Source organism: Nakamurella antarctica, from assembly GCF_003860405.1.
Lineage (GTDB): Bacteria > Actinomycetota > Actinomycetes > Mycobacteriales > Nakamurellaceae > Nakamurella > Nakamurella antarctica.
Genome location: NZ_CP034170.1, coordinates 1,351,901 through 1,377,058, shown reverse-complemented (window position 1 = coordinate 1,377,058; position 25,158 = coordinate 1,351,901). Strand labels below are relative to the sequence as shown.

At 60.8% G+C, this 25,158-nt stretch carries 26 protein-coding genes and 1 other RNA gene; 13 read left to right on the top strand and 14 right to left on the bottom strand.

Annotated features, from left to right (window positions below; all coding sequences use genetic code 11):
* The first annotated feature begins 91 nt into the window (after window positions 1–91).
* The 4 genes from qcrC to EH165_RS06070 all read left to right on the top strand — a co-directional run bounded on the left by qcrC (window position 92) and on the right by EH165_RS06070 (window position 4,626).
* Complete coding sequence (gene qcrC / locus EH165_RS06085; RefSeq protein WP_124798507.1) at window positions 92–916, top strand: cytochrome bc1 complex diheme cytochrome c subunit; 825 nt, start codon at window positions 92–94, stop codon at window positions 914–916.
* Window positions 913–2,001: a cytochrome bc1 complex Rieske iron-sulfur subunit gene (gene qcrA / locus EH165_RS06080; protein ID WP_124798506.1), complete on the top strand. Its 1,089-nt coding sequence runs from the start codon at window positions 913–915 to the stop codon at window positions 1,999–2,001. The genes qcrC and qcrA overlap by 4 nt, the downstream gene beginning before the upstream one ends.
* Complete coding sequence (qcrB, locus tag EH165_RS06075) at window positions 1,998–3,626, top strand: cytochrome bc1 complex cytochrome b subunit (protein ID WP_124798504.1); 1,629 nt, start codon at window positions 1,998–2,000, stop codon at window positions 3,624–3,626. The genes qcrA and qcrB overlap by 4 nt, the downstream gene beginning before the upstream one ends.
* Before the next feature lie 646 nt (window positions 3,627–4,272).
* Window positions 4,273–4,626 carry a hypothetical protein gene (locus tag EH165_RS06070; protein WP_124798502.1) on the top strand — a complete coding sequence of 118 codons (354 nt, stop codon included), beginning with the start codon at window positions 4,273–4,275 and terminating at the stop codon, window positions 4,624–4,626.
* A 1-nt stretch (window position 4,627) separates the two neighbouring features.
* Here the strand turns inward: EH165_RS06070 and EH165_RS06065 are convergent, their stop codons facing one another.
* Window positions 4,628–4,807, bottom strand: coding sequence for a hypothetical protein (locus EH165_RS06065; protein WP_124798500.1), 180 nt, complete (start codon window positions 4,805–4,807; stop codon window positions 4,628–4,630).
* Window positions 4,808–4,841: 34 nt separating this feature from the next.
* Between EH165_RS06065 and EH165_RS06060 the strand changes: the two genes are divergently transcribed.
* On the top strand, window positions 4,842–5,114 hold the full coding sequence (locus tag EH165_RS06060) for a Mu transposase domain-containing protein (RefSeq protein WP_124798498.1): 273 nt from the start codon (window positions 4,842–4,844) through the stop codon (window positions 5,112–5,114).
* A 640-nt stretch (window positions 5,115–5,754) separates the two neighbouring features.
* Here EH165_RS06060 and EH165_RS06055 read toward each other — a convergent pair.
* Window positions 5,755–6,159, bottom strand: coding sequence for a cytochrome c oxidase subunit 4 (locus EH165_RS06055; protein ID WP_124798496.1), 405 nt, complete (start codon window positions 6,157–6,159; stop codon window positions 5,755–5,757).
* Complete coding sequence (ctaC, locus tag EH165_RS06050; protein WP_124798495.1) at window positions 6,159–7,094, bottom strand: aa3-type cytochrome oxidase subunit II; 936 nt, start codon at window positions 7,092–7,094, stop codon at window positions 6,159–6,161. The genes EH165_RS06055 and ctaC overlap by 1 nt, the downstream gene beginning before the upstream one ends.
* Window positions 7,095–7,388: 294 nt before the next feature.
* On the opposite strand from ctaC, the gene asnB reads away from it, so the two are divergent.
* A complete protein-coding gene (gene asnB / locus EH165_RS06045; RefSeq protein ID WP_124798493.1) occupies window positions 7,389–9,317 on the top strand; it encodes an asparagine synthase (glutamine-hydrolyzing) in 1,929 nt (642 codons plus the stop codon).
* A gap of 46 nt (window positions 9,318–9,363) precedes the next feature.
* On the opposite strand, the gene EH165_RS06040 is transcribed toward asnB, so the two are convergent.
* The gene (locus EH165_RS06040; protein ID WP_124800342.1) at window positions 9,364–10,320 is read right to left on the bottom strand and encodes a carbohydrate kinase family protein; all 957 of its coding nucleotides are present in this window, start codon (window positions 10,318–10,320) and stop codon (window positions 9,364–9,366) included.
* A gap of 218 nt (window positions 10,321–10,538) precedes the next feature.
* A complete protein-coding gene (locus tag EH165_RS06035; RefSeq protein ID WP_241864234.1) occupies window positions 10,539–10,928 on the bottom strand; it encodes a HesB/IscA family protein in 390 nt (129 codons plus the stop codon).
* A 182-nt stretch (window positions 10,929–11,110) separates the two neighbouring features.
* Between EH165_RS06035 and EH165_RS06030 the strand changes: the two genes are divergently transcribed.
* Window positions 11,111–11,773: a DUF3043 domain-containing protein gene (locus EH165_RS06030; RefSeq protein ID WP_124798491.1), complete on the top strand. Its 663-nt coding sequence runs from the start codon at window positions 11,111–11,113 to the stop codon at window positions 11,771–11,773.
* A 17-nt stretch (window positions 11,774–11,790) separates the two neighbouring features.
* Here EH165_RS06030 and glnA read toward each other — a convergent pair whose 3' ends face one another.
* Window positions 11,791–13,131, bottom strand: coding sequence for a type I glutamate--ammonia ligase (glnA, locus tag EH165_RS06025; RefSeq protein ID WP_124798490.1), 1,341 nt, complete (start codon window positions 13,129–13,131; stop codon window positions 11,791–11,793).
* 80 nt (window positions 13,132–13,211) lie between these two features.
* Here glnA and EH165_RS06020 point away from each other — a divergent pair, with 80 nt between their 5' ends.
* The 3 genes from EH165_RS06020 to EH165_RS06010 all read left to right on the top strand — a co-directional run bounded on the left by EH165_RS06020 (window position 13,212) and on the right by EH165_RS06010 (window position 16,361).
* Window positions 13,212–14,297: an alpha/beta hydrolase gene (locus EH165_RS06020; protein WP_124798488.1), complete on the top strand. Its 1,086-nt coding sequence runs from the start codon at window positions 13,212–13,214 to the stop codon at window positions 14,295–14,297.
* On the top strand, window positions 14,290–15,036 hold the full coding sequence (locus tag EH165_RS06015) for an alpha/beta hydrolase-fold protein (protein ID WP_124798486.1): 747 nt from the start codon (window positions 14,290–14,292) through the stop codon (window positions 15,034–15,036). The genes EH165_RS06020 and EH165_RS06015 overlap by 8 nt, the downstream gene beginning before the upstream one ends.
* Before the next feature lie 80 nt (window positions 15,037–15,116).
* On the top strand, window positions 15,117–16,361 hold the full coding sequence (locus EH165_RS06010) for an ATP-grasp domain-containing protein (RefSeq protein WP_124798484.1): 1,245 nt from the start codon (window positions 15,117–15,119) through the stop codon (window positions 16,359–16,361).
* Between the two features lie 18 nt (window positions 16,362–16,379).
* Here EH165_RS06010 and EH165_RS06005 read toward each other — a convergent pair whose 3' ends face one another.
* The 4 genes from EH165_RS06005 to EH165_RS05990 all read right to left on the bottom strand — a co-directional run bounded on the left by EH165_RS06005 (window position 16,380) and on the right by EH165_RS05990 (window position 20,335).
* Window positions 16,380–18,158: an alpha/beta hydrolase gene (locus EH165_RS06005; protein ID WP_206426131.1), complete on the bottom strand. Its 1,779-nt coding sequence runs from the start codon at window positions 18,156–18,158 to the stop codon at window positions 16,380–16,382.
* Between the two features lie 58 nt (window positions 18,159–18,216).
* Window positions 18,217–18,414: a hypothetical protein gene (locus tag EH165_RS06000; protein ID WP_124798482.1), complete on the bottom strand. Its 198-nt coding sequence runs from the start codon at window positions 18,412–18,414 to the stop codon at window positions 18,217–18,219.
* A 51-nt stretch (window positions 18,415–18,465) separates the two neighbouring features.
* Entirely contained in the window at window positions 18,466–19,893 is a 1,428-nt protein-coding gene (locus tag EH165_RS05995; RefSeq protein WP_124798480.1) for an RNB domain-containing ribonuclease, read from the bottom strand.
* Between the two features lie 61 nt (window positions 19,894–19,954).
* Window positions 19,955–20,335, bottom strand: coding sequence for a hypothetical protein (locus EH165_RS05990; RefSeq protein WP_124798479.1), 381 nt, complete (start codon window positions 20,333–20,335; stop codon window positions 19,955–19,957).
* A gap of 186 nt (window positions 20,336–20,521) precedes the next feature.
* On the opposite strand from EH165_RS05990, the gene EH165_RS15375 reads away from it, so the two are divergent.
* Window positions 20,522–20,686 (top strand): hypothetical protein, encoded by a 165-nt coding sequence (locus tag EH165_RS15375; protein ID WP_164479134.1) that lies wholly within the window; start codon window positions 20,522–20,524, stop codon window positions 20,684–20,686.
* A 24-nt stretch (window positions 20,687–20,710) separates the two neighbouring features.
* Here the strand turns inward: EH165_RS15375 and rnpB are convergent.
* From rnpB to EH165_RS05970, 4 genes are all read right to left on the bottom strand, one after another.
* Window positions 20,711–21,120, bottom strand: an RNA gene (gene rnpB, locus EH165_RS05985) — RNase P RNA component class A.
* Between the two features lie 70 nt (window positions 21,121–21,190).
* Window positions 21,191–21,862: a histidine phosphatase family protein gene (locus EH165_RS05980; RefSeq protein ID WP_124798478.1), complete on the bottom strand. Its 672-nt coding sequence runs from the start codon at window positions 21,860–21,862 to the stop codon at window positions 21,191–21,193.
* Window positions 21,835–22,566 (bottom strand): zinc ribbon domain-containing protein, encoded by a 732-nt coding sequence (locus EH165_RS05975; protein ID WP_124798477.1) that lies wholly within the window; start codon window positions 22,564–22,566, stop codon window positions 21,835–21,837. The genes EH165_RS05980 and EH165_RS05975 overlap by 28 nt, the downstream gene beginning before the upstream one ends.
* A gap of 110 nt (window positions 22,567–22,676) precedes the next feature.
* Window positions 22,677–23,519, bottom strand: coding sequence for a Nif3-like dinuclear metal center hexameric protein (locus EH165_RS05970; protein ID WP_124798476.1), 843 nt, complete (start codon window positions 23,517–23,519; stop codon window positions 22,677–22,679).
* A gap of 160 nt (window positions 23,520–23,679) precedes the next feature.
* Between EH165_RS05970 and EH165_RS05965 the strand changes: the two genes are divergently transcribed.
* Window positions 23,680–24,216, top strand: a complete 537-nt coding sequence (locus EH165_RS05965; protein ID WP_124800339.1) for a low molecular weight protein-tyrosine-phosphatase — start codon at window positions 23,680–23,682, stop codon at window positions 24,214–24,216.
* Entirely contained in the window at window positions 24,213–25,157 is a 945-nt protein-coding gene (locus tag EH165_RS05960; protein ID WP_124798475.1) for an SURF1 family cytochrome oxidase biogenesis protein, read from the top strand. Before EH165_RS05965 ends, EH165_RS05960 begins: the two co-directional genes overlap by 4 nt.
* Window position 25,158: the final 1 nt, after the last annotated feature.

Sequence of the window (25,158 nt, the reverse complement as noted above, 5' to 3'; positions counted from 1 at the left end):
TGCACCGCAGATAGGCGAAAATGCACTACGCAGCGAGATTTCAAGGTTTGCCCGCACTTCCCCGCCGCTCCATGAGTACGAGGTGTTCAGCATGACAACCCCGCAGGTTCCCACCACAGGCCGACGCCGCACAGTGAAGCGCGGAAAATCGCGATTGTTCCGTCGTGTATCCGGCGGCTTGGCGCTTCTCTTTGCCCTGACCACAGTCGGATTCGTCTACTCTGCGTTCACGCCCAACCCGACTGCGGCAGAAGCCAACGCAATCGACCCAGTGCTCATCGCGCAGGGCCAAAAGCTCTACGACACCTCCTGCATCACGTGCCACGGTGCGAACCTTCAGGGTGTTGTCGACCGCGGCCCCTCCTTGATCGGCGTTGGTCAAGCAGCCACCTACTTCCAAGTCGCAACCGGCCGGATGCCCGTCGCTGACAATGGTGCCCAGGTCCCACGCAAGCAGCCGAGCTACACCGAAGCCGAAACAGAAGCGCTAGGCGCCTACATTCAGGCCACGGGTGGCGGACCGGTGATACCCAACATGAGCCTGCAAAATACGGCGGACGTAGCCAAGGGTGCAGAGCTCTACCGTCTCAACTGCGCCTCCTGCCACAACTTCACTGGAAAGGGCGGCGCTCTCTCGCAAGGCAAGTACGCCCCCGACCTGGGTAAGGCCACCGATAAAGAAATCTGGGCCGCCATGATCTCCGGCCCCCAGAACATGCCAAAATTCTCTGACGCGCAGCTGACTCCGGACGAGAAGGTGGCCATCATCACCTACGTCCAAAACGCCAAAACCACCATGGACGCTGGCGGGTACGGACTCGGTGGCTTCGGGCCGGTCTCCGAGGGGTTCTTCGCATTCCTGATAGGGATGGGTTTGATCGTGAGCGTCACACTGTGGATGGGAGCGCGAGCATGAGCGGCGGACAGGACGTGGTCATCCCCTCGGCCGAGGAGATGAACGCGATGTCCCGCGAAGACTTGGCCCGCTTGGGCGCTCGTCTGGACGGCGTTGAATTAGTTGAGTACGGCGAGAGGTACGAGCCAGGAAGCCCGGCTGACAAGCGCGCCGAGCGAAGTGTTGCCCGGTGGTTTTTGCTAGCAGCAGTCTCCGCTGTCGCCTTTGTCGTCGTCTTCATCGCGTGGCCGTGGCAGTACGAGACGGCCTACTCCGATAAGCAGTGGGTTTACGCGTTGTACAACCCCCTGATCGGATTACTCCTCGGGCTGACGATTTTTGCTCTGGGAATCGGCGTTATCGCGATGGCAAAGAAAATCGCACCGCACGAAGTTGCCATTCAACAGCGTCACGTGGGCATGTCCGACGAAGTCGACAGGCGCACGATGGTTGCCGAACTGGCAGACACTGGCATCAAAATGGGGCTTAAGCGGCGCGGCGTGCTGAAGGGTTCGCTGGCTTTAGCAGGAGCTGGCCTCGGGGTCGCAGCAGTCGTTCCGGTACTCGGTGGGTTCATCAAAAACCCCTGGGACAAGGGTGATAAGTCTGATCTTTGGGTAACGCCGTGGGCACCACTTGCTGATGGCTCGCTTGTTCGCATGGCCTACCAAGACGGCACACTCGTGCGCCCGGAAGATCTCGCAGCCGGCTCCATGACAACCGTTTTCCCCGCGGTTCCGGGTGGCGCCAAGGCGTCGGATGCCGCAGTAATGCTATTCCGCTTGCGCGCGAATGATCCCATCAAATTCCGCGCACCAAAATACGAGACCTTCAGGTACGGCGACTTCTACGCGTACTCGAAGATCTGCACCCATGTGGGTTGCCCCGTATCGTTGTACGAACAGCAGACGGGACGGGTGCTTTGCCCCTGCCACCAGTCGCAGTTTGACATCAACGACGGTGCCAAGCCGGTATTCGGACCCGCTGCACGAGCGCTGCCCCAACTCCCCCTGGGAGTTGACAAGGACGGTCACTTTGTCGCGATGAGCGACTTTATCGAACCGGTTGGACCCGGTTTCTGGGAGAACAGTGGGAAACACGAATGAGTAGGCTGACCACCGCGACCAAACCGGTCGCACCAAGCTTGGTGGCGAAAGCAGCAGATGGTGCTGATATTCGCTACCACGGAGCCCGCCCCGTGCGGACGGCGCTCAACAAAGTTTTCCCGACTCACTGGTCCTTCATGCTCGGTGAAGTCGCGATGTACAGCTTTATCATCCTGCTGCTGTCGGGTGTCTACCTCACGCTGTTCTTCGATGCCTCGATGGGCGAGACGGTGTACCAGGGTGTCTACGACAAGCTCCGCGGCATCCCGATGTCCCTCGCTTACGCCTCATCGCTCGATATTTCATTCGAGGTGCGTGGTGGCCTACTCATCAGGCAAATCCATCACTGGGCAGCTCTGCTGTTCCTGGCCTCGATGATGCTGCACATGATGCGTATCTTCTTCACCGGCGCGTTCCGCAAGCCGCGCGAAGCCAACTGGGTTATCGGTGTGCTTCTGCTGGTCTTGGGTATGGCTGAAGGATTCCTTGGCTACTCGCTACCGGACGATTTGCTCTCAGGTACCGGTCTTCGCGCAGTGAGTGCTTTCCTGTTCTCCATCCCGGTCATCGGAACGTGGACCCACTGGGCAGTCTTCGGTTCGGACTACCCCGGTGAGATCATCATCGGCCGCTTCTACAGCCTGCATATCCTCCTCATTCCGGGGATCATTCTGGCTCTGATTGCAGTGCACGTGGGCCTCGTCTGGTTCCAGAAGCACACCCAGTTCGCCGGCCCTCGCGCCACCGAAAACAACGTTGTCGGCGTCCGCGTCATGCCCGTGTTCGCGGCCAAGGCCGGTGGCTTCTTCGCAATCGTCTTCGGCGTGACCGTGCTGATGGCAGGCTTACTTCAGATCAACCCGGTCTGGGCGCTGGGGCCGTACAACCCATCGCAAGTCTCTGCGGGTGTGCAACCCGACTTCTACATGGGATTCCTCGACGGCTTGGTCCGAATATGGCCAGCTTGGGAGATTCATAATCTCTTCGGTGGTTACATGATCCCGGCGGTGTTCTTCCCTGCAATCGTCGGTGCGACGGTGTTGGTGACACTGGTGATTTTGTATCCGTGGATCGAGAAGAAGTTCACAAAAGACAACGCGATGCACAACATCCTGCAGCGCCCGCGCGACGTTCCTGTGCGTACTTCGTTGGGTTCTGCGTTTATTGCCTTCTACATCTTGAACTTGATCAACGGTGGAAACGATATCTTTGCCCTCAAGCTGGATATCTCACTCAACGTCATGACTTGGGTGGGCCGGATTGGATCGTTTGTCATTCCGATCATTGTGTACATCGTGGTCTACCAAATTTGCCTCGGCCTCCAACATGCGGACCGCGACGTTTTGGAGCACGGTATCGAGACCGGGATCATCAAGCGCTTGCCGCACGGTGAGTTCATCGAGGTTCACCAGAGCCTTGGACCGGTTGATGGTCACGGCCACCCGATCCCCTTGGAGTACCAAGGTGCATCGGTTCCGAAGCGGATGAATCAGCTTGGCTCCGGCGGACACTCAGTCCGTGGCGTGCTGCGACCGAAGGACGAGAGCGGTGTGCTCAAGCAGCACGCTAGTGACGACATCGGCGGCAGCGATCAGTCGACATCTGTCAAGACGCTCGAGCGCTAATGTAGTCGTCCCAGCAAATGGCCCCATCGGAAACCTCCGATGGGGCCTTTTGCTGTTGCGCTACTCGACCGCGCGATTGATGGGTGCATCGAGTAGTGAAACCTAGTGGAATTCACCTGCGTTCTGCCGAGCATGACCGCAGACACGGGCGGGACGGCACTGCCAGTCCGCCGACAAAACCGTGTCATTGATAGAGCGTTCCTCTGATGGCGAGTTCTGCGCAGATCGCCAGAGACCCAAGCTCCGACTACGTGGGCCACACCCCCGCCTCCTCGGACCCGTGAAGGGAGCCAGCGAAATCTGAACCATCCTTTTCTTCAGCCCCCAGCGGCGGCGTGCAGACGATCGGCCTCGCTACCAACGCTCTAGCCGCGTCGGCAAGGCACCTTCTCTTGAGGCAAGGACCAGAGCCGCGCGTCCAGCGCAGCTCCGGAGCCCGGCAATGCACGATTGCACGTTATAGCGACGGGATTGCTGCGGCTGGAGACCCTCCCGTAAGGATGCCAAGGAGCTGTCAACGCCGGATGGGTACCAACCCCTTGGCGCTAGTCGAATTTTGACCCCCTGCCGCGTCAGAGTGAGGGAGTGATCAAATTGGAAGATTGTCGGTGCCGCTCGAAAACTGGTCAGTTTTGACGCTTGAAAAGTGAACACTCGACGATTGGGCTGGGATCCGTCGGTTGAGCCGTTCGGAGGTGTGGGGTTTGAGCCGATTGCCCGCAGGTTGGGATTGGCGCGTAATGCGCGGCGTGCAGCGTTGATTGCTGATGTTCCGCCGCGAGTGGAGCGGAAGCGGGCTGGTTCGCGGTTGGATGAGTTTGAGCCGCGAATCAGGTTGCTGTTGAAGGAATTTCCGACGATGCCAGCGTCGGTGATCGCTGAGCGGGTGGGGTGGGGGCATTCGGCGTCGGTGATAGCTGAGCGGGTGGAGTGGGGGGCATTCGGCGTCGTCGTCGCGGGCTCGGCTGGCGTTGCTGCGGCCGCTGTATTCCGCTGCTGATTCAGCCGATCGCATGGATTATCACGCCGGGGAAATCGTTGCGTGCAATTTGTGGTTTCCTGGCCGGGTCGTTCCGGTCCGTGAAGGGTTGTTGGCTGACCCGCCGGCGCGGATCCTGATTGATGTTGCCGGGATGGGGCAGTTGCCGCCGGTGCCGCCCGGTGCCGCCGACGGTCGGCACATCCAGCCGGATCCGCCTTGGCCGGGACTCTTACGTGCGGGTCGCTGTGAAAGGTTACTCAGTCGACCCGGCAGTGATCGGCAGGTTCGTTGACGTTCACGCTGGGCTCGACCGAGTCGTGGTGACCTGCGTAGGGATGGAGGTGGGTTCCCATCAACGATCTTGGGATCGTTGGCAGACGATCACCGACGCAACTCACGTCGCGAAGGCAGCGTTGATGCGAGAGAAGTTCGGGGCAACGCACCGCTTAGATGAGTGGGCGGCTCGCAGGTGCGGAAAATATCGTGACAGTGCGGCCTTGAACTAACTGTGACGCCCTGTTCAACCTGCACCGCAGCGACCGGGATGCGGGCAGTCACGTCGATGATCACGTCGTGTCGGAGGCATCGTGAGCAGCACCGTGGCGCACCAGGATATGACCGGTGATGTGACGATCCTGGCCCGCGACCCCAAGGCCCCGGTCATCGCGTCCTGGTCATCGCCCTGGACCGAGATTCCTGCAGAACCCGAAAACACCGCAACACCACAGCAGAAATCAGGTAAAACCACACGACACGGGGTCAAAATTCAACCGGCACCAAAGGGTCAGATTTCGGCTGGCGTTGACACCTGTGGAGCCGCAAGACCTCTCTCAGCAGCCACGAGTCCCCGTTACTGCCTGCTGGGACGGCGGGGCGTTAGCGAAGTTGCGGCTACGTCGGTGACGCACTGTGCCCCCATGCCCCACTAGAGACCGTCTGCGCCCATGCAGGACAACGGACGTCCGGCAAATGACGGACGAAGCCCTCCTGCGTCTGGAACACCGCAGAAAATCGCCGGCGAAAGCGACCATGTGACAATCCCCCCGAAGGCGATCGCGGGATCATGCCTGCGCCACACACGCCGAGAGCCGGATCAGTGTCGCTGATCCGGCTCTCGGCGGTGAAAATAATTGCGGTGCTAGAACGTCAGTGCGAGTACGACCGCTGGTATTCGAACAGCAATCCGCAAATGCTCAGGATCAGGAACACAAGGGTGAGGATCATCAGCCAGACCAGTAAGAACGCGGTCGCAATTGCTAAGACCGCTGCAGATCCGGCGATGCAGATCGGCCAGTAGGACCCGGGGGAGAAAAATCCGAGCTCACCAGCGCCGTCGGAGATTTCGGCGTCCGTGTTGTCTTCTGGGCGCTCTTGCTCGAGCCGACGCCCCGAGAACCACAGGAACGAACCCACAACCAGCGCTAAACCACCGGTCAAGCCGAATGCCACGGTCCCCACAGGTTCGTCAGCGCCAGCCCAGAAGCCGTACACCACCGCGAGAACAACAAAGAATGCCGCGAGGCCGACGAAAAGTTTATATTCAATTTTCATCAATTGCCTCCTGATGCGATGTTATCCGCAGTCCGGCTCGTGTTAAACGGATGTGTAGCGGTGGCGTAAGGCGAGCACAATTCACCGCAATTCATCTTGGTGAAAGCCTCGGCTACTGTGTACCCGCGGTTGGTTTCGGGGTTCATTTGGTTTCGCAGAGCCGTGTATTCCTGGTAGAGATTGTCGGGCAGAGCGCGGACCTCGAAGTTCATCATCGAGTGGTACTGGCCGCAGAGCTCGGCGCATCGGCCCACCATGGCACCTTCAACAGTGATCGTGTTCTGGAATGTGTTGCCAGCGTCGACCTGGTTCTCCGCAGGCGACGGGAAGACGTCGCGCTTGAAGATAAAGTCCGGCACCCAGAAGGAGTGGATAACGTCTTTCGACTCCAGGCGGTATTCGATCACCTTGTTGGTCGGCACGACCAGAACTGCGATTTCGTCAGAGGAACTGATGGTGTGCACCAGATCACCTGGGACGTCAGGGTTTTGAGTTCCATCGATGGAGAAATCCCAGCCCCACTTAAACGCGGTGACATTGACAGTAACGTCAGGATTTTCGACCTTCTTTAATACGAAGTTTTCAGTAACGACCGTGAAGTAGAACAGTACGGCGACCATCACCAGCGGGACGGCCGTGTAGACAAGCTCCAAGGGAAGGTTCTCCTTGGTCTGCTTCGGGTAGAGGGGCGAGCCCTTCTTCTTCCGATACACGGCGAAAGCCCAGAACATCAGCCCCCACACCAGTACGCCAACTACCAACGAAGCACTGAACATGGCGGACCAGAAGTGTTGCATCCGTTCTCCCTGAATGGAATGACTCTCAGGGAAGCCGTACCGCGGCAGATCGGCGAGGGAACAGCCGCTGAGCAACAGCGAAGCGGCGGTCAGCCCACCCACCAGGGTGAACCGACGTACTGCACGGGAGGAAGCCACGTTCACGCCTTTCTTCCACTGACCTGTGATCGGCCAGTGCTGTACAAATCGGTGCCCAGAGATTGCGACAAGCACCGTCTATTTTTCCAACTCCTTCAGATTACGTCACCGCGCGGGCTCCCGCTGGACCGGGCGCGGCGATTCGGTCGTAGGACGGTGTCAGTTCCGGCACATCTGTGGCACGGAACGGGGATACTGAGTGCTGCAGTTCTAACAGATCGCCTCAACGGCCTGCCAAAAGCCGTTCGCCGACGATAGTGCAACACGCGATACAGAAAGTGGTGACCTGAGCGAGTGTGTGGGTTGATGGGATATGTCTCCAATAACGGCAACGCAGCATCCAAGGTCGACGCTCTTGCGGCAGGAATGTTGTGCGCCCGCCACCGCGGCCCGGACGACCCCGGCACCTGGCACGACGCGGACGTGGCTTTCGGCTTCAACAGGCTGTCCATCATTGACATCGAGAAGTCGCATCAGCCTCTGCGCTGGGGCCCAGCGGATGACCCTGATCGGTATGCCCTAATTTTCAATGGCGAGATTTACAACTACCTGGAACTGCGGGAGGAGTTAGCAGCCGAGTTCGGCGCCGAATTCACCACCTCGGGTGACGGAGAAGCCATCGTCGCCAGCTACCACTATTGGGGCGAAGACGCGGTCGCGAAATTGCGCGGCATGTTCGCTTTCATCATCTGGGACACCACTAAGCGCAGAGTTTTCGGTGCCCGCGACCCATTCGGCATCAAGCCACTTTTCACTGCCACCACCGACGACGGTGTCGCATTCTCATCCGAGGCAAAAGGCCTGCGTGAGCTCACCGGACCAGCTGGCGTGGATCCTGTTGCGCTGCAACACTATTTGGTACTGCAATACGTACCGGAACCAGCGACGATGGACCCTGGGATCTCGAAGGTGGAATCTGGAACGTGTTTCACCATCGATCTCGACGACAGTACGGCGCCTCTGACAGTTTCTTACCGGCGGTATTTCCACCCGGTCTTCACCCCCATGACGCTAACAAGCGCGGCGCAGAAAAGCGCACTCTACGAAGAGATCGCCGATGTTCTCACCGACTCGGTGGCAAAACATATGCGCGCCGACGTCACGGTGGGCGCATTCCTTTCTGGGGGCATCGATTCAACTGCGATTGCAGCCTTGGCCAAGCGATCCAATCCCAATTTGATCACCTTCACCACCGGCTTTGAATACAAGGGGTTCTCCGAGGTGGATGTAGCCGCGGAAACTGCTGCGGCGATCGGTGTCCGCCATGTGGTGAAAACCGTATCGGCTGCGGAGTTGATGCAGACGTTGCCGTTGATCATCTGGTATCTGGATGATCCGGTAGCGGATCCGGCATTGGTGCCGCTGTACTTTGTGGCTCGCGAGGCCCGCAAACACGTCAAAGTGGTGCTGTCCGGCGAGGGCGCGGACGAATTGTTCGGTGGGTACAACATCTACCGCGAACCACAAAGTCTCGGACCGATCACCGGGCTACCGCGAGGATTAAGGAAAGGTCTGGCCTCTATGGGGCGCGCGCTGCCGGAGGGTTTCCGTGGCAAGGACATGCTCCGTCGAGGTGCTTTGGATCTTCCCGATCGCTACTACGGTAACGCCCGCATTTTCCGGGAGGACCAGCTCAGCGGTTTGCTGAAGACTTACTCCCCCGAGGTCTCTTTCCGGGACGCCACTGATGCTGTGTACGCCGAAAGTGCGGGCTGGGACCCTATTTCGCGAATGCAGCACGTCGACTTGTTCACCTGGCTACGCGGCGACATCCTGGTGAAAGCCGATAAAATGACTATGGCAAACGCCCTCGAATTGCGTGTCCCTTTTCTGGACTCGCGCGTCTTTGAGGTCGCCCGAAAAGTACCTTCGTCAGAGAAGATCACCAAAGAGACGAGCAAATACGCGCTGCGTCAAGCTCTTCGCGATATCGTTCCGGCCCACGTCTTAAACCGGCGAAAACTCGGCTTTCCCGTGCCCATCAGGCATTATCTGGCGGCCGAGGCATACGACTGGGCCCACGAGATCATCACTGGGTCAGCTGCCGACGAGTTCCTGGACAAAGCTGCGGCGTTGGCGTTGCTGAACGCGCATCGCGCCGGCGAGGCAGACCATTCACGGCGGATCTGGGCAATTCTAGTTTTCCTTTTGTGGCACGGCATCTTCGTCACTGGTGCGATTACGCCCCAGATTCCTGACACGGTGTATCCGGTCACCCTGTAGCTGGTAGGCGAAGGTCTGGGAAAACCAACGCCTACCTCCAGTGGTCTTAACCGGCAGCGACACCCAGGGCTGTCAAAATCTCTCCGGCAACGTCGTCGCCATATGCCGAGCGCAGGCGCGGAAGCGCAGTTTTCCAGTCCAGCTGGTACTCCTGTGTTCCCACTGTCTCCAACACGAGCGTTGCTAACAGCGCCCCCAGCTGCGCAGACCGTTCCAGACTCAGCCCACGGGCGCGACCAGCGAGAAATCCTCCTCGGAACCCGTCGCCGACACCCGTCGGATCGACTTTGCCAGTCTCAGGCAGCGCTAAGACGTGAATCCGTTCGCCGCCGCGGGCCGGGGAAGCCACGATTTCAATGCCTGCAGCGCCGAGTGTGGTGACCCGATAGCCGACGTGATCCAAGATATCCGCGTCATCCCAGCCGGTTTTAGCCTTCAGCATTCCGAGCTCGTAGTCGTTGCTGAACAGCAACTCAGCGCCCGTCACTAACGCGATCGACGCCGCACCGTCCATCCTTGCGAGCTGCTGGGAGGGGTCAGCGGCAAATTTAATCCCGCGGAACCTGCACTCTTCGGCATGGCGAACCATGGCGTCGGGGTCGTCAGCGCTGATCATGACAAACTCCAAGCCACCCGCGGCCGTCGCAGCCACCGGACCCAGTTCGATCTCGCGCGCCCGAGCCATTGCTCCTGCGTAGAAAGTGGCGATCTGGTTCATATCGTCATCCGTGGTGCAGACGAATCGCGCGGTTTGCACGTCATGGCAGATTTTGACGTGCGACACGTCGACGCCATGACGTTCAAGCCAGCTCTCGTAGTCGGCCCAGTCCGCGCCGACGGCGCCGATGAGAATTGGCCGTACCCCCAACAGACCCATAGCGAAGCAAATGTTCGGGGCCACGCCGCCGCGGCGAATTACTAGATCGTCTACCAAGAACGACAGCGAGATCCGGGAAAGTTGGTCCGGGAGGATCGAATCGGTGAACTTGCCCGGGTAGTGCATTAAATGATCGGTCGCGATAGATCCGGACACTGCAATACTCACAGGCAAAACCCTTCGGATGCTGTACTGGCGGAGTGTGCCGCGCCTAATAGCGACCCGACGCAGATCAGACTAGCCGAGCGCACCCCCGCATGAGAAAAGCCGCTTCGCTGCAGATTCTGCATCGAAGCGGCCGTGCGCACCTTCAGTACGCCGAAGTTCTCACCACCATCACCTAGCTAGTGGAATGAGTCCCCACAGGCGCACGAGTTACCCGCGTTCGGGTTGTCGATGGTGAAGCCTTGCTTCTCGATGGTGTCAACGAAGTCGATGACTGCGCCGTCCAAGTAGGGCTTGGACATCCTGTCGATGGCGAGGCCGACTTCGTCGAACGTGACGAGGGCGTCGCCGTCCAAGGTGCGGTCGTCAAAGAAAAGTTCGTAGCGCAGACCCGAGCATCCACCCGGCTGGACAGCGATACGGAGGACCATATTGGGTGTGCCATCGCGTTCCAGCAACGCTTTTGCCTTGGCCGCCGCCGCATCCGAAAGCTTGGCCCCGTGCGCGGGAGCTGCCTGTTCCGTGGGCGTGCTCGTTGTGTGCATCTCATCAGTCTCAGCGGTGGTCACGGCCGATACCCCATTCCTTGCTCATGCTCATATATAGGTTGTCCCTCGATGATGCCATGAACTGCAGTAATCCTGACAGCGGGAGGCACTACTTGAAGTAACCAAAAAGGGTGCGCACCTATTCCACTCCGAGGCACCCGGTGCGGTCCTCCGGTTGGCGGCGGGTCATCTAGTCTGAGGTGGTGAATTTCTTGAACCGTAAGAGCCCCCAAAAATCCGCCGGAACGGGTGCGCCCGACGTCGCTGTTGACAGGACTGTGCCCCAGGACGGCGAGGTCAACCTTCGCAAAGGGGTTCCCACTCCGAAGCAGCGGGAAAAGGCACCGCGTCGTGGCCCGGTGGCGCCTCCTCCGCGGACCCAGCGCGAAGCGATTAAGCGCTCACGATCAACCCCCACCACAGCCCTCACCAAAGAAGAGCGGAAATTAGCCGGTCGGGTTCGCCGCGAAGCGATGATGCGCGGCGACGACAGTGCCGTGCTCCCCCGGGACCGAGGTCCTGTTCGCAAATACGTGCGTGATCTGGTTGACGCTCGGCGCAACCTGGGTGGCCTCCTGTTGCCCATTGCGCTGCTGTCGTTCCTCACGCTTCTCGTTCCAAGCCCCGTACTCCAGGTCTATGCACCGCTCGTGCTGATGATCTTCATGTTGGCTGCCGTTGCCGATGGCATCATTTCCGGTCGTCAGATCACTCGCAAGGTCGCCGCAAAATTTCCCAAGGGAGACCCCACGGGCATGTCCACCAAGGGCCGCTCGCTGGGGTACTACGGTTTTCAGCGCGCTATGTTGATCCGCCGCTGGCGAGCACCGCGTCCGAGCAAGCGGCCCGGCGATATCGTCGACTGACTCGTTGGCCGACCGCCCTACAGCGACAGGTATCGCTTCAGTTCGAAAGGTGTGACCTGCCTGCGGTAGGCCTCCCATTCGGCCTTCTTGTTTCGTAGGAAGAAGTCGAAGACATGCTCGCCAAGGGTTTCGGCCACCAACTCCGATCGCTCCATGAGTTCGAGCGCGTGTCCGAGCGAATTGGGCAGGTCTGCGTATCCCATGGCGCGCCGTTCGGCATCCGTCAACGACCAGACGTCGTCCTCTGCGGGGGCTGCCAACTCGTAGCCTTCCTTGATCCCCTTCAGGCCAGCCGCGATGATGACGGCAAACATCAAGTAGGGGTTGCAGGAGGAATCCGGCGACCGAACTTCGATCCGCTGGCTCGCCGACTTCCCCGGTGAATAGTTGGGTACCCGGACCAGCGCAGACCGGTTGGCCTGGCCCCAACACACCGTGGTGGGAGCTTCGCCGCCTAACACCAGCCGCTTGTACGAGTTGACCCACTGGCAGGTGACAGCCGTCAACTCGGGAGCATGTTTAAGGACCCCGGCTAAAAACTGCTTACCCGTAGTCGACATTTGGTAGGGATCATCCGCGTCGTAGAAGGCGTTGGTCTCTCCCTCGAAAAGCGAGAAGTGAGTGTGCATGGCCGATCCCGGCTGTTTCGGGAAGGGCTTGGGCATAAAGCTGGCCCGCACGCCCTGCGTCATAGCTACTTCTTTGATGACGTAGCGGAAGGACATGATGTTGTCGGCCATCGTCATTGCGTCGGCGTAGCGCAGGTCAATTTCCTGCTGCCCCGGGGCGCCTTCGTGGTGCGAAAACTCGACTGAGATTCCCATCGCCTCCAGCGATTCGATGGCGCGCCGCCGAAAGTGTGGCGCCGTGTCGTGTGACGCTTGGTCGAAGAAACCGCCGTTGTCGGCCGGAATGGGCGCCGTGCCATCTTGGGGCAGGTCTTTTAAAAGGAAGAACTCTATCTCCGGGTGGACGTAGCAGCTAAAGCCCATGGCAGCGGCATCGGCCATCACACGCCGCAGGACGTGCCGCGGGTCGGCCCACGACGGGGACCCGTCCGGCATCGAGATATCACAGAACATCCGCGCGGAATAGACGCGACCATTGTCCGTTTCCCACGGTAAAACCTGGAAGGTCGAGGGATCTGGTTTGGCGACCATATCGGACTCGAAGACTCGGGCGTAGCCCTCGACGGCCGAGCCGTCGAAGCCGATGCCTTCGTTGAAGGCACCTTCTAGCTCGGCGGGTGCAACCGCTACGGATTTCAGATACCCCAGCACGTCCGTGAACCACAGCCGGACGAACCGGATATCGCGCTCTTCAAGGGTGCGCAAGACAAACTGCCGCTGTCGATCCATGGCTCAAGCTTATGGCCCTCGCGTCAACATCTTGTTGTCAGGATGCGCGACTCGCTGCACACCTGCCGTACGGTGGCCAAATGCAGCTCCCTGACGGCGTGCCCATCGTCACCCAGACCGACGTCACATTCTTGATGCCAGATCCGCATAGCGAATACGACGGCGTCCGATTGGAGCTTGACTTCTCCGTCGCGCCAGCAGATCTGGACTTCTCCGCAGTCGACGGCGGCTGGCAGTTGGTTCTGCCCCGACCAGCTGTGGGCCGCTTCGAGTATCAGTTCACACTGCGTCGGGGGCAGGACTACGAGTGGACTATCGATCCGGCCAATCCCGCCAGCGTGCCGAATCCCTTCGGCGCGAAGTCCGAAGTGCGATTCCCCGATTACGAAGAGCCGCACTGGCTCGACTCTGTCGCGGCTGGGTCAAGTCTGTCGATTAAAACCCGACCGAGATTCCTGTCCCAGGCTGTTCCCGTCACATTGTGGTCTCCGGAGGGACTCGATCCCCGCCAGATGACTCCACTGCTGATCGCCAACGATGGAAGCGACATGGCCGACCGCGGCAGCCTTCTCGGCTGGGCTACCGCTGCTCAAGCAGCCGGACCGTTTCGCGTGGCGTTGCTGGACCCGCCTCACGGTCTGCGAGACGAGTGGTACGCGGCAAACCCTGCTTATGCCGATGAGATCGTACGGAGCGTGCTCCCCGCGATCCGCCGCAAGGTGCGAGTGGGCGCCGTGGTCGGTCTGGGAGCCAGTCTCGGCGGGCTCGCGATGGTGGCTTTGCAGGCGCGGCACCCGGCGGCCGTGTCCGCTCTCGCCGTCCAGTCCGGCTCCTACTTCACAGCCGATCTCGATGCGCAGGAAAGCGATTTCTATCATTTCGCACAGATCTGCAGCGCCGTTACTGCTATTGCAGAACGGAGCCACAGCCAAGTCAGGCCGGTTCCCGTGCTGATCACCTGCGGCGTGGTCGAAGAAAACTTCGCCAACAACCTCGCCATGGCGGCGGCGTTGGCCGGACAAGGTTACGAACTTCGCATGCGGGAAGTAGCCGACGCTCACACCATGATTGGGTGGCGGGACTGCTGGTCTCCTGACCTCGAGGAGTTGCTCATCGCAGCCTCGCGCACCCTCTCTGGCGCAGGCCTAGGGGGAAAACGTGACTAACACCGAGTATCACCGGATCGACTCTCCCAGCATCGGCGGTACCCGAGAAATCGTGGTGCACGGTCACTATGGCCGTCCCATCCTCGTTTTTCCGTCGGAGAACGGGAGCGCTCACGAGTTCGCCAGCCAAGGATTACTGGACGCTGTTCGTCCCAGCGTTGACGCCGGCCGGATCAAAATCTTCTGTGTGCCGTCCTACGATGGCGATTCCTGGTCACGCTTGGACCTCTCTTTGCTGGAACGAGGCAGGGCGCATCGGCGATTCGAAGATTGGGTCATCTGGCAGGTTGTCCCGTTTATCTGGGATCACTGCGGCGGACGCGCAGATATCGCTACGTTTGGCCCGTCGATGGGCGCCTATCACGCTGTGTTGTTCGCACTGCGGCACGCGCATATTTTTAACGCCGCTGTAGGACTTTCGGGGAACTACAACCCGTGCTCCTGGCGCGCCTGGGGCGAGGAAAGCGCCGAGACTTACGATCTCAACCCGATTCAATTCGTGTCGGGATTACACGGCGCACATTTGGACCACCTGCGATCGCGATTGGAACTGACCCTGGTGGTCGGGTCAGGGATGTGGGAGGACTCCACAGGGGCGCTGGCATCCACCCAAGAACTTGGATACTTGCTGGCCAGCAAACAGTTTCACGCATCCACCTTGGTGTGGGGCCAGGAGTGGCCGCATGATTGGCCGAGCTGGCACGCGCAAGCTGCCCTCTACTTACCGAGTCTGGGGTGATCCGCTGCGCCGCTGAATTGATGCACTGAATTCAGCGTTTCCCCATTGCCGGATAGTGGTGATACCGACATGATCGCTGTATGACAACAGCGCGCGATGACACGTCCCGATTAATCGGCCTGCTTCTGGGTACCGAAAGCGATTGGCCCACCGCGTTTGAGTCGCTCGTGGGCAAACTGGGCCCGGTCCCCCACGCCGGCCGGCAGTATCCGATCACCACGGAGCGGGTCACCATCGAACCGTTCGATCTGCGCGATCCCGTGCGGCATGACGTCGTCATCGATCGACTCGCATGGTGGTACTACCACCCGCGGGAGTGGCTGAAGAAGGCTGCGTTGATCAACGACACCTATTTGCTGAACAACCCTTTCACCTTTCAGGCAATGGAGAAGCACTCCGCTTACTGCGCCATGATTCGGTTGGGGTTCGACATCCCAACGACGGTGCTCGTGCCGTACAAAAATCCCATCGACCATGAGAAGTGGGCGTATACGGCCGGCACTTACAACCTGCCATTCGATTTGGACGAGGTGGCCGGTCGCGTGGGCTATCCGATGTTCATGAAGCCATTCGACGGCGGCGCCTGGCGCGGTGTCAGCAAAATTGACGACCCGGACGCATTGCATAAGGCATACAACGAGTCTGGCGAAATGTTGATGCATCTACAGGCCGCAGTCGACAATTTCGATTCGTTCGCGAGGTCCCTCACTATCGGCCCTCGCACCCAGGTGATGAAGTTCCGGCCCGAGCTACCGATGCACGATAGGTATGAGGTCGCACATGACTTCCTCCCACCGAGCGCGGGCGCCGAGATCGAAACCCTGTCAAGAACAATCAACGCTTTCTTTCGCTGGGAATTTAACTCGTGCGAGGCGTTGGTGACCGGCACGCGGGTGCAACCCATCGATTACGCCAATGCTTGCCCCGACATTTCCATTACCAGCCTGCATTACTACTTTCCATGGGCCATCACGCAGCTGATCAGCTGGTCGATCTTCTGCGCGGTGACTGGCCGCAAGACCAAGATAGATACATCGAGCCGCGAGTGGTTCGACATTGCAGATAACCCGGACTTCAGCTGGAACGACAAGCTCGCTGGTTATGCAGGTTTGGCCGATGAGTACTTCCAGACCCAAGCCTACGAGGAGTTCTGCGCTACATCCTTGGCCAGCCTGCCCGCCATCGTGCTGGACTGGGTGGACTCCCCCGCATTTGATGACCTTCTTGTTCGAACAGTCACCACCACGTATCCGGCGAGCGAACACGACCGGTTCCTGGGGCACTTTCGCGGACTCATGGCCATGTACGTGGCCGACCAGCGGTGAGCTGGTCGGCCCGTCGACTTACTTGCAGGTCAAACCAGTTGCTGGAAGCGCTAAGTCGACCAAGTAGGCGGTGCCAGCGTCGTCGACACAGCTAATGCCAGCGCTAAGGAAAGCGGTGTGCCGATCTCCTTCCACCGTTATTAACGAACCACCCAGTTGCTTGGCCAGCTGCACCCCCGACTCGTACGGGGTAGCCGGATCACCGGTCGTGGAAATCACCACGACCGGTGCCAGCCCAGGCGTTGCGGGTATTCCAGGGGTCAAACTTACTGGTGCGGACCAAGATTCGCACACGCTTGGGAGCTCTACGACGGGGTCGCCACTGTCCTGGAAGGGCGCTGCCGCGTTGTATGCGGCGCCCATGCTAGGCGTGGTATCGACAGGATCATCGACGCAGCGAACCGCGGTCAGTGCGTCGGTCAGTTCGGAGTAGTGACCGGTTTCGTCCCGGCCTTCGTAGCTGTCAGCGAGCAACATGAGCAGGTCACCATTTTGCTGGGTGAGGTTCGTCAGGCCGGTTTCCAAGTACTGCCAATAGGTTTCGGAGTACATTGTGAACACCGTCGCAGTAATCACGTCATTGTAGGTGAGCAGTCGGCCGTCTGAGATCTTGAGCGGCTTTTCCAACAGTGGCCGCGTGAGGGCTTGGAATACTGCGGTAGCTTTTCCTGGATCTTGGCCGAGGATGCAACCCTGCTTTGCGGTGCAGGCCGCTGCGAACGCGTCGAATGTTGACTGAAACCCCTTGGCCTGCCCCAAAATCGAATCACTGCTGTTGTCGTCCGGGTTCACTGCCCCATCAAGGACCATGGCGCGGACATTGGCCGGAAATTGGCCGCCATAGACGTAACCAAGCCTGGTGCCGTAGGAGTATCCGAGATAGGACAACTTGTCGTCGCCGAGGACTGAGCGCAGCACGTCCATGTCCTTTACGACCGTGCTGGTGCCCACGCTGCCCAAAAACGCTGCGCCATTAATGCCAGCCGCCGCGCCTGAGCGCTGAGCGCACAGTGCAGCCTCATCCTTCAATTCCTGGGCGGCGGCAGCGACCTGCTCGGGGGTCAGCAAGCGGTTGTTCTCAGCCCTGCTCGCATCTTTCTCGGCGTCAGTTTTACACGCGATGAGCGGCCGCGATCCACCGATGCCACGAGGGTCAAAACCGATCAGATCGAAGCTTTTCTTCAAAGCGGCGGTGCTGGGGTCAGTCGCAAGACTCGCGACGGAAGCCATCCCGGATCCGCCTGGCCCCCCGGGGTTGACCTGAAGTGTTCCCACCCGGTTGGGACCGCTCGCGACCGAGCGCAGAACACCCACGGAGACAGTCTTTCCAGCAGGATCGCCGTAATCGAGCGGGACAATCAAATTGGCGCAGTCAAAATCCTTGCTGGCATAGGACGCAGCGGAGGCGGCGTCCGGAGCGTAGGGACTGCAGCTACCCCATTGCAAAGACTGATTATAAAATTCCTCGAGTCCGGCGGGGATGACCCCCGCTCCCTTGCCACCGCTCAGAGGGCGACCGATCTCGGCCTGCGGTGGGCCCGCTGCGGCACCGTCCGTGGCAGGTGCTGTGGGAGCGGCCGCAGTCTGACTTGGCGTCGTATCGGCCGGGCTAGGCGTAGAAGGAGCAGGTTGGTCGGATTGAGGCGGAGCTGCAGGCTCGGCACCCGCGCTCGTCGAAGCGGTGAGCGATGTGGCAGGCGCAGCCAGCCCAGAAATGCTCGAACTACACGACGCGAGCAGAGAGGCTACGGCCACGACGCCAAGGATTCGAGCCCGAGCACTCAGTGTTTTCTTCACCTCGCCGATCCTGCCAGCACTTTCGGCCGGCAGGGCGAAAACGCGAGCGACACGAGGGTCAGCTTTCTCTCCACCGACGGTCCTCCGCTTCCTTGCGGTCCTCCCGTTCGTGAATCGTGGCGAGCGCGTTAGCCGCGGATGCCGCGTCCGGGAAGGGACCGAGCAGGTCAGCGGCCCTGCTCTGGCCTTCTTGTTCCACTTGGTGTGTCTTGATGTTAAAAAAATACTGAGTCTTGCGGCCTATTTCATCACCCATAATTTTCACGTCCCTCTTCGCGGTGGTGGCTTGGTGGCAGTTTCTTGGCTCTCAGGTGAGCGCTTGGACCGTGTAGGTGTTAGCGGCGACATCAGCCGCGAGAAGCACAACCTTGATCACCGCCCCCACCGACAATCCGGCGGACTCGCACTTCGCCCGAACCGGGGGGTCGGAAAGAATCACCGATGCCCGATTTTTCTCGCTGTCAACATGCAAGACGGTGGCAGAGAAATACTCGCCGATCCTGTCGCACAGCAAGAATGTTCCGGTTGCCCCGACGCAGGCCTTTTCGAGGGTGTTCGCCAGGCGATCCGAAGTTCCCATCACCTCCGGCAGCGACTTCAACCGATCGGTGACCCAGCTGGGCACTGGCGCGCGGGAGTGCAACGCCAACACCACTTCTGTGCCGAACCGATCGACCAGACGTCGCAGCGGCGCGGTCACGTGTGCGTAGGGGGCACCGACACCGGCGTGAGCAATTGCGGTGGGTGGCGCACCGTCAAAAACGGTGTACCCGGCCCCCCGCAGCAATTTGACGGCTTGTTCCAACAAAGCAGCGTGTTTTGGGTTGCTGGAATCCAGTGCTGCCACGATGCTGCCCGCGGGGGCCCCTTCGGGCCACGCCACTCCCAGTGCTACGAACGAGGAGCGCAACTCTTCGACCTGTTTCTGGTCGGGAACAGGCAGTGTACGCAGAATGCCGACATTTCCCCGAATCATTATTTCAGCCGCGCACATCCCGGTGAGCAGACTAATTTCGGCGTTGTACTGCTCAATCGGGGTGATCGCTCGCAGCTCAAGGGTCCACTGGCCACCGGGCGTTGCAAGCACATTGGTATCCGGGAGGTCCAAGCTGATCGCGTGCCGTTGCCGGGCGAGATCCTGTCGCAGCTTTCCCACTTCGGGCAACAAGGCTATCGACGGGTGCAGGGTGCCCATTTCGATGTCGCGCTGCGCCGAGACGTAATCGAGCCGGGCTATCGATCGCACCCATACCCGCTCGACGTCCACACCCGTGCTGGCGCCGGACGAATCAAGATCGATTGTCCACAGCACCGCAGCCCTCCGCTGGGCGGGTAGCAGGCTCACCGCACTTTCGGAAAGCTGAACGGGGTGCAGCGGGGTCGCGAGGTCCGGGCTATACAGCGTTTGCCCGCGAGCGAACGACTCCTCTTCGAGGGCGCCCCCGGGATGGACATACGCGGCAACGTCGGCGATGGCGTACCGGACGCGGTAACCAGACGGTGCAACTTCAATGAGCACCGCTTGGTCCAGATCCATCGAACCAGCGGGATCCAGAGTCACCAAGGGTAGATCTGTGGCATCCCGTCGCTCGGGCGCGATCCAAGGGCCGGCCGCACAACTACGGACCGCGTCATCGACAGCTTCCGCGGGATACTGCTCGGGAATGCTCAAGCTGCGGCGGATCGCCGCAAAGTCGATCGGGGCAGGAGCGAAGTAAATCCGGCGCTGGAGCACTCCGGCAGCGTACTTCGCCGCCTTTGGGCACAGGCGCGCAGGGGTAACGTCGTGGCGCCTACTACCGTCGGCCGTCGCGAATTTGGTAGATCCGTGCAAGCGTCAAACCGGTGGGGGCTACGTAGGCAGAACCAGGCACTCCGGCAGCCATTCCGGATCGGATCGCACTCGCGCGGGCCCCTGAAGTCGCTTCCTCCGTCGGCGTGAGGAGCGCGGTGCGGAGCCACTCGACCCACACCAGGTCGGCGCTGGTCCGATGCCGCACTTCTTGCTGCAATTCAGACTGCGGCCCAGGCTCTGGACGAAGGCTCTCTTGAACTATCGCGACCACCGCGGGCACGACCTCCCGCAGTAGCCGTTGCCGTTGCTCGGTCGTCATCTCCGTTTGTTGTAGCTCATGAAGAACGGCTACCAGGTCCGATGCCGAATCTTGATCTCGCACGCAGGCTCCTCAGTGTGGGTCAGTGGGGTAAGGGCGAAGGTGTGCGGCCGCGGCCGGGCAATCCCGTCGGCCCCGCGCTACGAATAACTTGGTGGGGTTTTACGTTCTGAGCAGGCCCAGTCACGTGGGTATCAGCGGCAGCTTGTCCACCTCAGATACCGGCACGATAGTTCCGAGGAGACCAATATGACAGATTCGCCCGATAAGAAGCCATCGTTGATCAAGGTAGAGGAGAGCCTGGATAGCCAACAGCCGCTCGGCTTCCTCCGGCCGAAAGCCTTGGTCCTCATCGGTGTCGTGGCCATTCTGGCCGCGCTCACTTTCTTGATCATCACGCTGACGAAGGCGTAGCCGACTCTGCGCTCAGCGCTTAAAGGGACGAGTTGGCCTATAAGCCGGGTCCTGTTCCCGGGTGCCTCGCGGCAATCCCGTTCGGCAACCATCCATCTCGGCATGCCGTTGCCAGCACGCTCTAGCGGTCTACCCGCAAGCTCGGGCGAGCCGCCCTCAAACACTTGCGCACCGCAGCCTAAGCCGCGGATCCTGACCTTGCTCCGGGTGGGGTTTACCTAGCCGCACCGGTCGCCCGGCACGCTGGTGGTCTCTTACACCACCGTTTCACCCTTACCGGCGTGGGCTCGAAAGCCCTCGCTGGCGGTCTATTTTCTGTGGCACTGTCCCGCGGGTCGCCCCGGGTTGCCGTTAACAACCACCCTGCCCTGTGGAGCCCGGACTTTCCTCGACACCGATCCCTCGACCAGTGACGCGGCTGCCCAGCCAACTCGTCCGTCAGTGATGGTACGCATCGTTGGGGAACCATCCCAATTGTGCGCCTGCGCTCGCAAACCTTCTGGATCAGCCCATCAAGTGTCCGGTGTCGTTGACCGTCCACACGGTCCTCACGTTCTCCGCGTCGACGTCAATGCCGGTGACGGATGCGTTATCGACGCGAATGCGATACGCGACTTCCGTCGGAGCGCCCAAGCCCCACATCACCACCATTTTGCTCGGGGCCGCGTGGGTCGTCAGCACGAGCACCTTGCCCCTATTTTCTTCCACCAATTGGCAGACCGTTGCGGTGATGCGTCTCCGGATGTCAGCAAAAGACTCGCCCCCGGGCGGGGCGGCGTCGGCATCGGAGCGCCACGCCGCGAACTGCTCCGGGTAGCGCTGCTCGATATCGTCAGCCGACATCCCGGTCCATTCCCCCAACTCACCGTCGATCAGACCATCGTGAACGAGCACCGGGTGCGCCACCCCCGCTGCCGAGACGATGGCATCGGCCGTGACGCGGCACCGCAGGAGGGGCGAACTCACCACCAGATCAGGCCGCATCGGTAGCAGCCGATGGCCCACGGCCTTCGCCTGTCGGATCCCTCGCCCGGTGAGCTCGATATCGGTGCGGCCCACAAACCGGCCTTGTGCGCCCCACGTCGTCTGCCCATGTCGCACGATCAACAACGACGTCACGTCGGCTGCCCGAGCGACACGGGCCGATTTCACGAGCGAATCAAGATGGCGCCGCATTCGCTGCAGCGAACGACTTCGTCAACCGGGGCGCTGCGGATTTCAGACAGCGCGGTGCGGTCAATTTCGATTCGGCAAGCGCCGCACCTTGCGCCAGCGAGCTGCGCCGCGGCAACCTGGCCACTGCCCAGAATCCTGGTGTACAAAGCCAACACATCGGCCGGAAGGCTCGCGCTGATCTCAGACCGATCGGCCTGCTGAACCCCCAGGAGCGCATCAATCTCTGCAAAAGCGGCATCCCTGGCTGTGGTGGCGTTGCCCAGGGCTCCGTTCACTTCTTCTAGGGCAGTCCTTGCATCGGCAAGCACCGACTCGGCAACCTCGCGCTGTTCCATCAGTTCTAGCTCGGCGTCCTCCAACACACCCTGCCGGCGCTTCAGCGATTCAATTTCATGCTGCAGGTTCTCCAGCTCTTTGGCACTGGCAGAGCCCGAGGCAACCCGATCGGCATCCCGTTGGGCGCGTCCACGAACTTGATCTATTTCCATCTCCAGTTTGTTCATCGCACGACGAAGGTCGCCCACTTCCGTGTCGGCGACCACCACGTCTCGCGCCAGTTCCGTTGCCTTGTCACCTCTTTCGGCAATCACAGCCAGCTCCGGCAGGGTCCTGCGGCGATGCTCAGCGGCCCCGATCACTTGATCAGCTGCGGCCAAGTCCAACAACCGACGCTGAATGAAAGGGTCAAGCTTGAGTCCAGCCACGTTTCTAACCTCCACCGAGAGTGCTGCTGCGTCGCCGCAGGCGCTGCGGCAAACGTACCTCGCGTGAACCTATCCCGCTCAGCGTTCCGACGCAGCATCCAAGACCTGGATCAGGCCTGATGGATAGTCCAGGCGTCGGTGCGCAGTGTTGACACACAGACCTCCAGCCGGCCAGGAAATGCTTCGGTCAGAACGCGGGAAGCCAGCGGCAACCACGGCCATTCCCCCGCCCAATGCGCCACCGTGATCAGAGCCGGGTTACCGGGCACTGCGACATATTCCGCCGACAGATGATGGCTGACATCAGATGTCAAAAACACGTCGGCATCGACTTCTGCTGCCCGGCCCAGCAGGGAACTACCGGATCCACCGCACACTGCGACTTTGTGCACTAACCGCGCGGGATCGCCGGTGCCGTTGACTCCGCCAGCGCAAGCTGGCAGCACCCGGGCAACCACCTCGACCAGCTGCTGCATCGTCACCGGCGTTGCCAGGAAACCGGTTCTACCCATACCGACGGTGTCCCGGACGCTCAGGTCTTCCAGATCTGGGGAGGGTTGCAGCGGACAGATCTCCCGCAATCCGAGCGCCTGCGCCAAGGCGTCATTGACCCCGCCCGCAGCGCTATCGGCATTGGTGTGGGCCGCAAAGTGCGCCACCCCCGCCCTGATCAGCTGATGGATCAGCGCACCCTTTTCGGTGTCGGCTGCCACCGACTGCACCGGCGCAAAGAGAAGAGGATGGTGCGTCAGCAGCAGCCCGGCTCCGGAGTCGATAGCCTCGCCCACTGTGGCGCTATCGACATCGACGGCCAGCAAGACCTTGGTCACAGCCACGCTCGGATCGCCACAGGTCAACCCGATGGCGGTGTCCCAAGACTGCGCCAAAGCCGGCGGATAGGCCTGCTGCAGCACATCGATGATGTCGGCGAGGAGGACGGGTGGGCTAGTCATGCCCGGTGAGTCTGCCAGTGCCTACACCCCAGTCCCGCCGCCGCCCCGCCGCGGTGCCACGCGGATGCGCCTCGATCCCCCACGAAAGCGCCGCAAGGCTCACACCAGGGTCCACATCAACGTAGGGGACAATGAACTGGTGCCAGGCCCCTCCCCGACGATGCAGACCTCCGACTCACGCCTCCACGTGAGCATTATCTGCACGGGCAACATCTGTCGCTCGCCCATCGGCGAACACGTCTTGCGCGCGGCAATCGCCGAGGCTGGCCTGTCTGAGCAGGTGCGGGTCAGCAGTGCGGGCACCGGGTCATGGCACGTCGGCCAAGGAGCCAACCCGCCCGCTGCCAAGGTTCTCGCCGACCACGGTTATCCCCACGACCACGTGGCGCAGCAGATTACCGCCGAAAAACTGGATCGCATCGACCTCGCCCTGGCAGCTGATCGCGGGCATCTGCACGATTTACTGCAACTACGCCCAGACCCAACCGGGGAGCGCGTGATGTTGCTGCGCAGCTTCGACCCCACCAGCGATGGCGCGAGCGATGTCCCAGATCCCTACGGCCGCGACGAAGCCGAATTCGTCCGGGTGCTGAAGATGATCGAAGCCGCAGTGCCCGGGGTGGTTGCCGAAATCAGCCGCCGGCTCCAGTCGCGTTCGAGCTCGCCCGCCGATGCTCCTTTTGAGCCGACACCATGAGCACCGACACCCGCCCAGCAGCCGAATTGGGCGAATCCACACCGAAGCGTCCAGGCTGGCGAGGGCTGCTCAATCCGAACTGGATAGCCGTTGTTGTCATCGCGCTCATATTTGCCGGCGCTTGTTTCTGGATTCTCGCTCCGTGGCAGTTTGGCCGCAACAGCGAACGAGAGCTGCGAAACAACCAGATTTCGGCCGCTGTCGACGCGCCACCGGTACCGGTCTTGGACAAGTTCAGCACTTCGTCGCAACCGTCATCGGATGCCACCTGGCTCCCCGTTACTGCCACCGGGGTGTTCGACGAGTCGGGGCAGGTGCAGTCGCGGCTGCGCCAATACGAAGGCAACAATGCCAACGAAGTGATCGTCCCCTTCCGGCTTACCTCTGGTCAGTGGCTTTTGGTGGATAGGGGCTACCTCACCAACAAACAAATTGTCGACGGCGAAACGCCGCCAGCGCTGCCATCCGGACCCGTCACCATCACCGGCCGAGTCCAGGCGGACCAGCCGTACCCGGCAAACCGGGAAGCCGTGCGCAATGGGAACCGGGTCGAGGTCTATGGCATCGATTCTGCCGTCATTCTGGCAGGCAAAACGCCAGCCCTGCAGGGTTTCATTCAACTGACCGCAGCATCCCCCGGCGCCATGATTGCCGTGGGCATGCCGCAGATCGAAAGCGGTCCGTACCTCTCGTATGCGTTGCAGTGGATTACTTTTGGCCTCATTGCCCTGATCGCAATCGGCTTCTTCGGCTACCGGGAGTTCCACGAGGGCGGGACCGAAGATGTCGGCGGCACCGAGAAGGATTTCCCAGATCCAGCCGTCCTGCAGTCGATCCCCTCCCCCCTGCCGGTTTCTGCTCAGACACCCACCGCGCCGGCCGCCAACGCCCCACACACCGCTCCCCCACAGCGGTTCCGAAAGTCCGACCTCTACGACTAAG

Coding starts and splice junctions, on each gene's coding strand:
- EH165_RS06020 (WP_124798488.1), top strand. CDS start 13,212: ATGCAGCTCCCTGACGGCGTGCCCATCGTCACCCAGACCGACGTCACA.
- qcrC (WP_124798507.1), top strand. CDS start 92: ATGACAACCCCGCAGGTTCCCACCACAGGCCGACGCCGCACAGTGAAG.
- EH165_RS06000 (WP_124798482.1), bottom strand. CDS start 18,414: ATGGGTGATGAAATAGGCCGCAAGACTCAGTATTTTTTTAACATCAAG.
- EH165_RS05980 (WP_124798478.1), bottom strand. CDS start 21,862: ATGCGGCGCCATCTTGATTCGCTCGTGAAATCGGCCCGTGTCGCTCGG.
- EH165_RS05965 (WP_124800339.1), top strand. CDS start 23,680: ATGCAGACCTCCGACTCACGCCTCCACGTGAGCATTATCTGCACGGGC.
- EH165_RS06010 (WP_124798484.1), top strand. CDS start 15,117: ATGACAACAGCGCGCGATGACACGTCCCGATTAATCGGCCTGCTTCTG.
- EH165_RS05960 (WP_124798475.1), top strand. CDS start 24,213: ATGAGCACCGACACCCGCCCAGCAGCCGAATTGGGCGAATCCACACCG.
- qcrA (WP_124798506.1), top strand. CDS start 913: ATGAGCGGCGGACAGGACGTGGTCATCCCCTCGGCCGAGGAGATGAAC.
- qcrB (WP_124798504.1), top strand. CDS start 1,998: ATGAGTAGGCTGACCACCGCGACCAAACCGGTCGCACCAAGCTTGGTG.
- EH165_RS06040 (WP_124800342.1), bottom strand. CDS start 10,320: ATGCACTACCCGGGCAAGTTCACCGATTCGATCCTCCCGGACCAACTT.
- EH165_RS05970 (WP_124798476.1), bottom strand. CDS start 23,519: ATGACTAGCCCACCCGTCCTCCTCGCCGACATCATCGATGTGCTGCAG.
- EH165_RS15375 (WP_164479134.1), top strand. CDS start 20,522: ATGACAGATTCGCCCGATAAGAAGCCATCGTTGATCAAGGTAGAGGAG.
- glnA (WP_124798490.1), bottom strand. CDS start 13,131: ATGGATCGACAGCGGCAGTTTGTCTTGCGCACCCTTGAAGAGCGCGAT.
- EH165_RS06055 (WP_124798496.1), bottom strand. CDS start 6,159: ATGAAAATTGAATATAAACTTTTCGTCGGCCTCGCGGCATTCTTTGTT.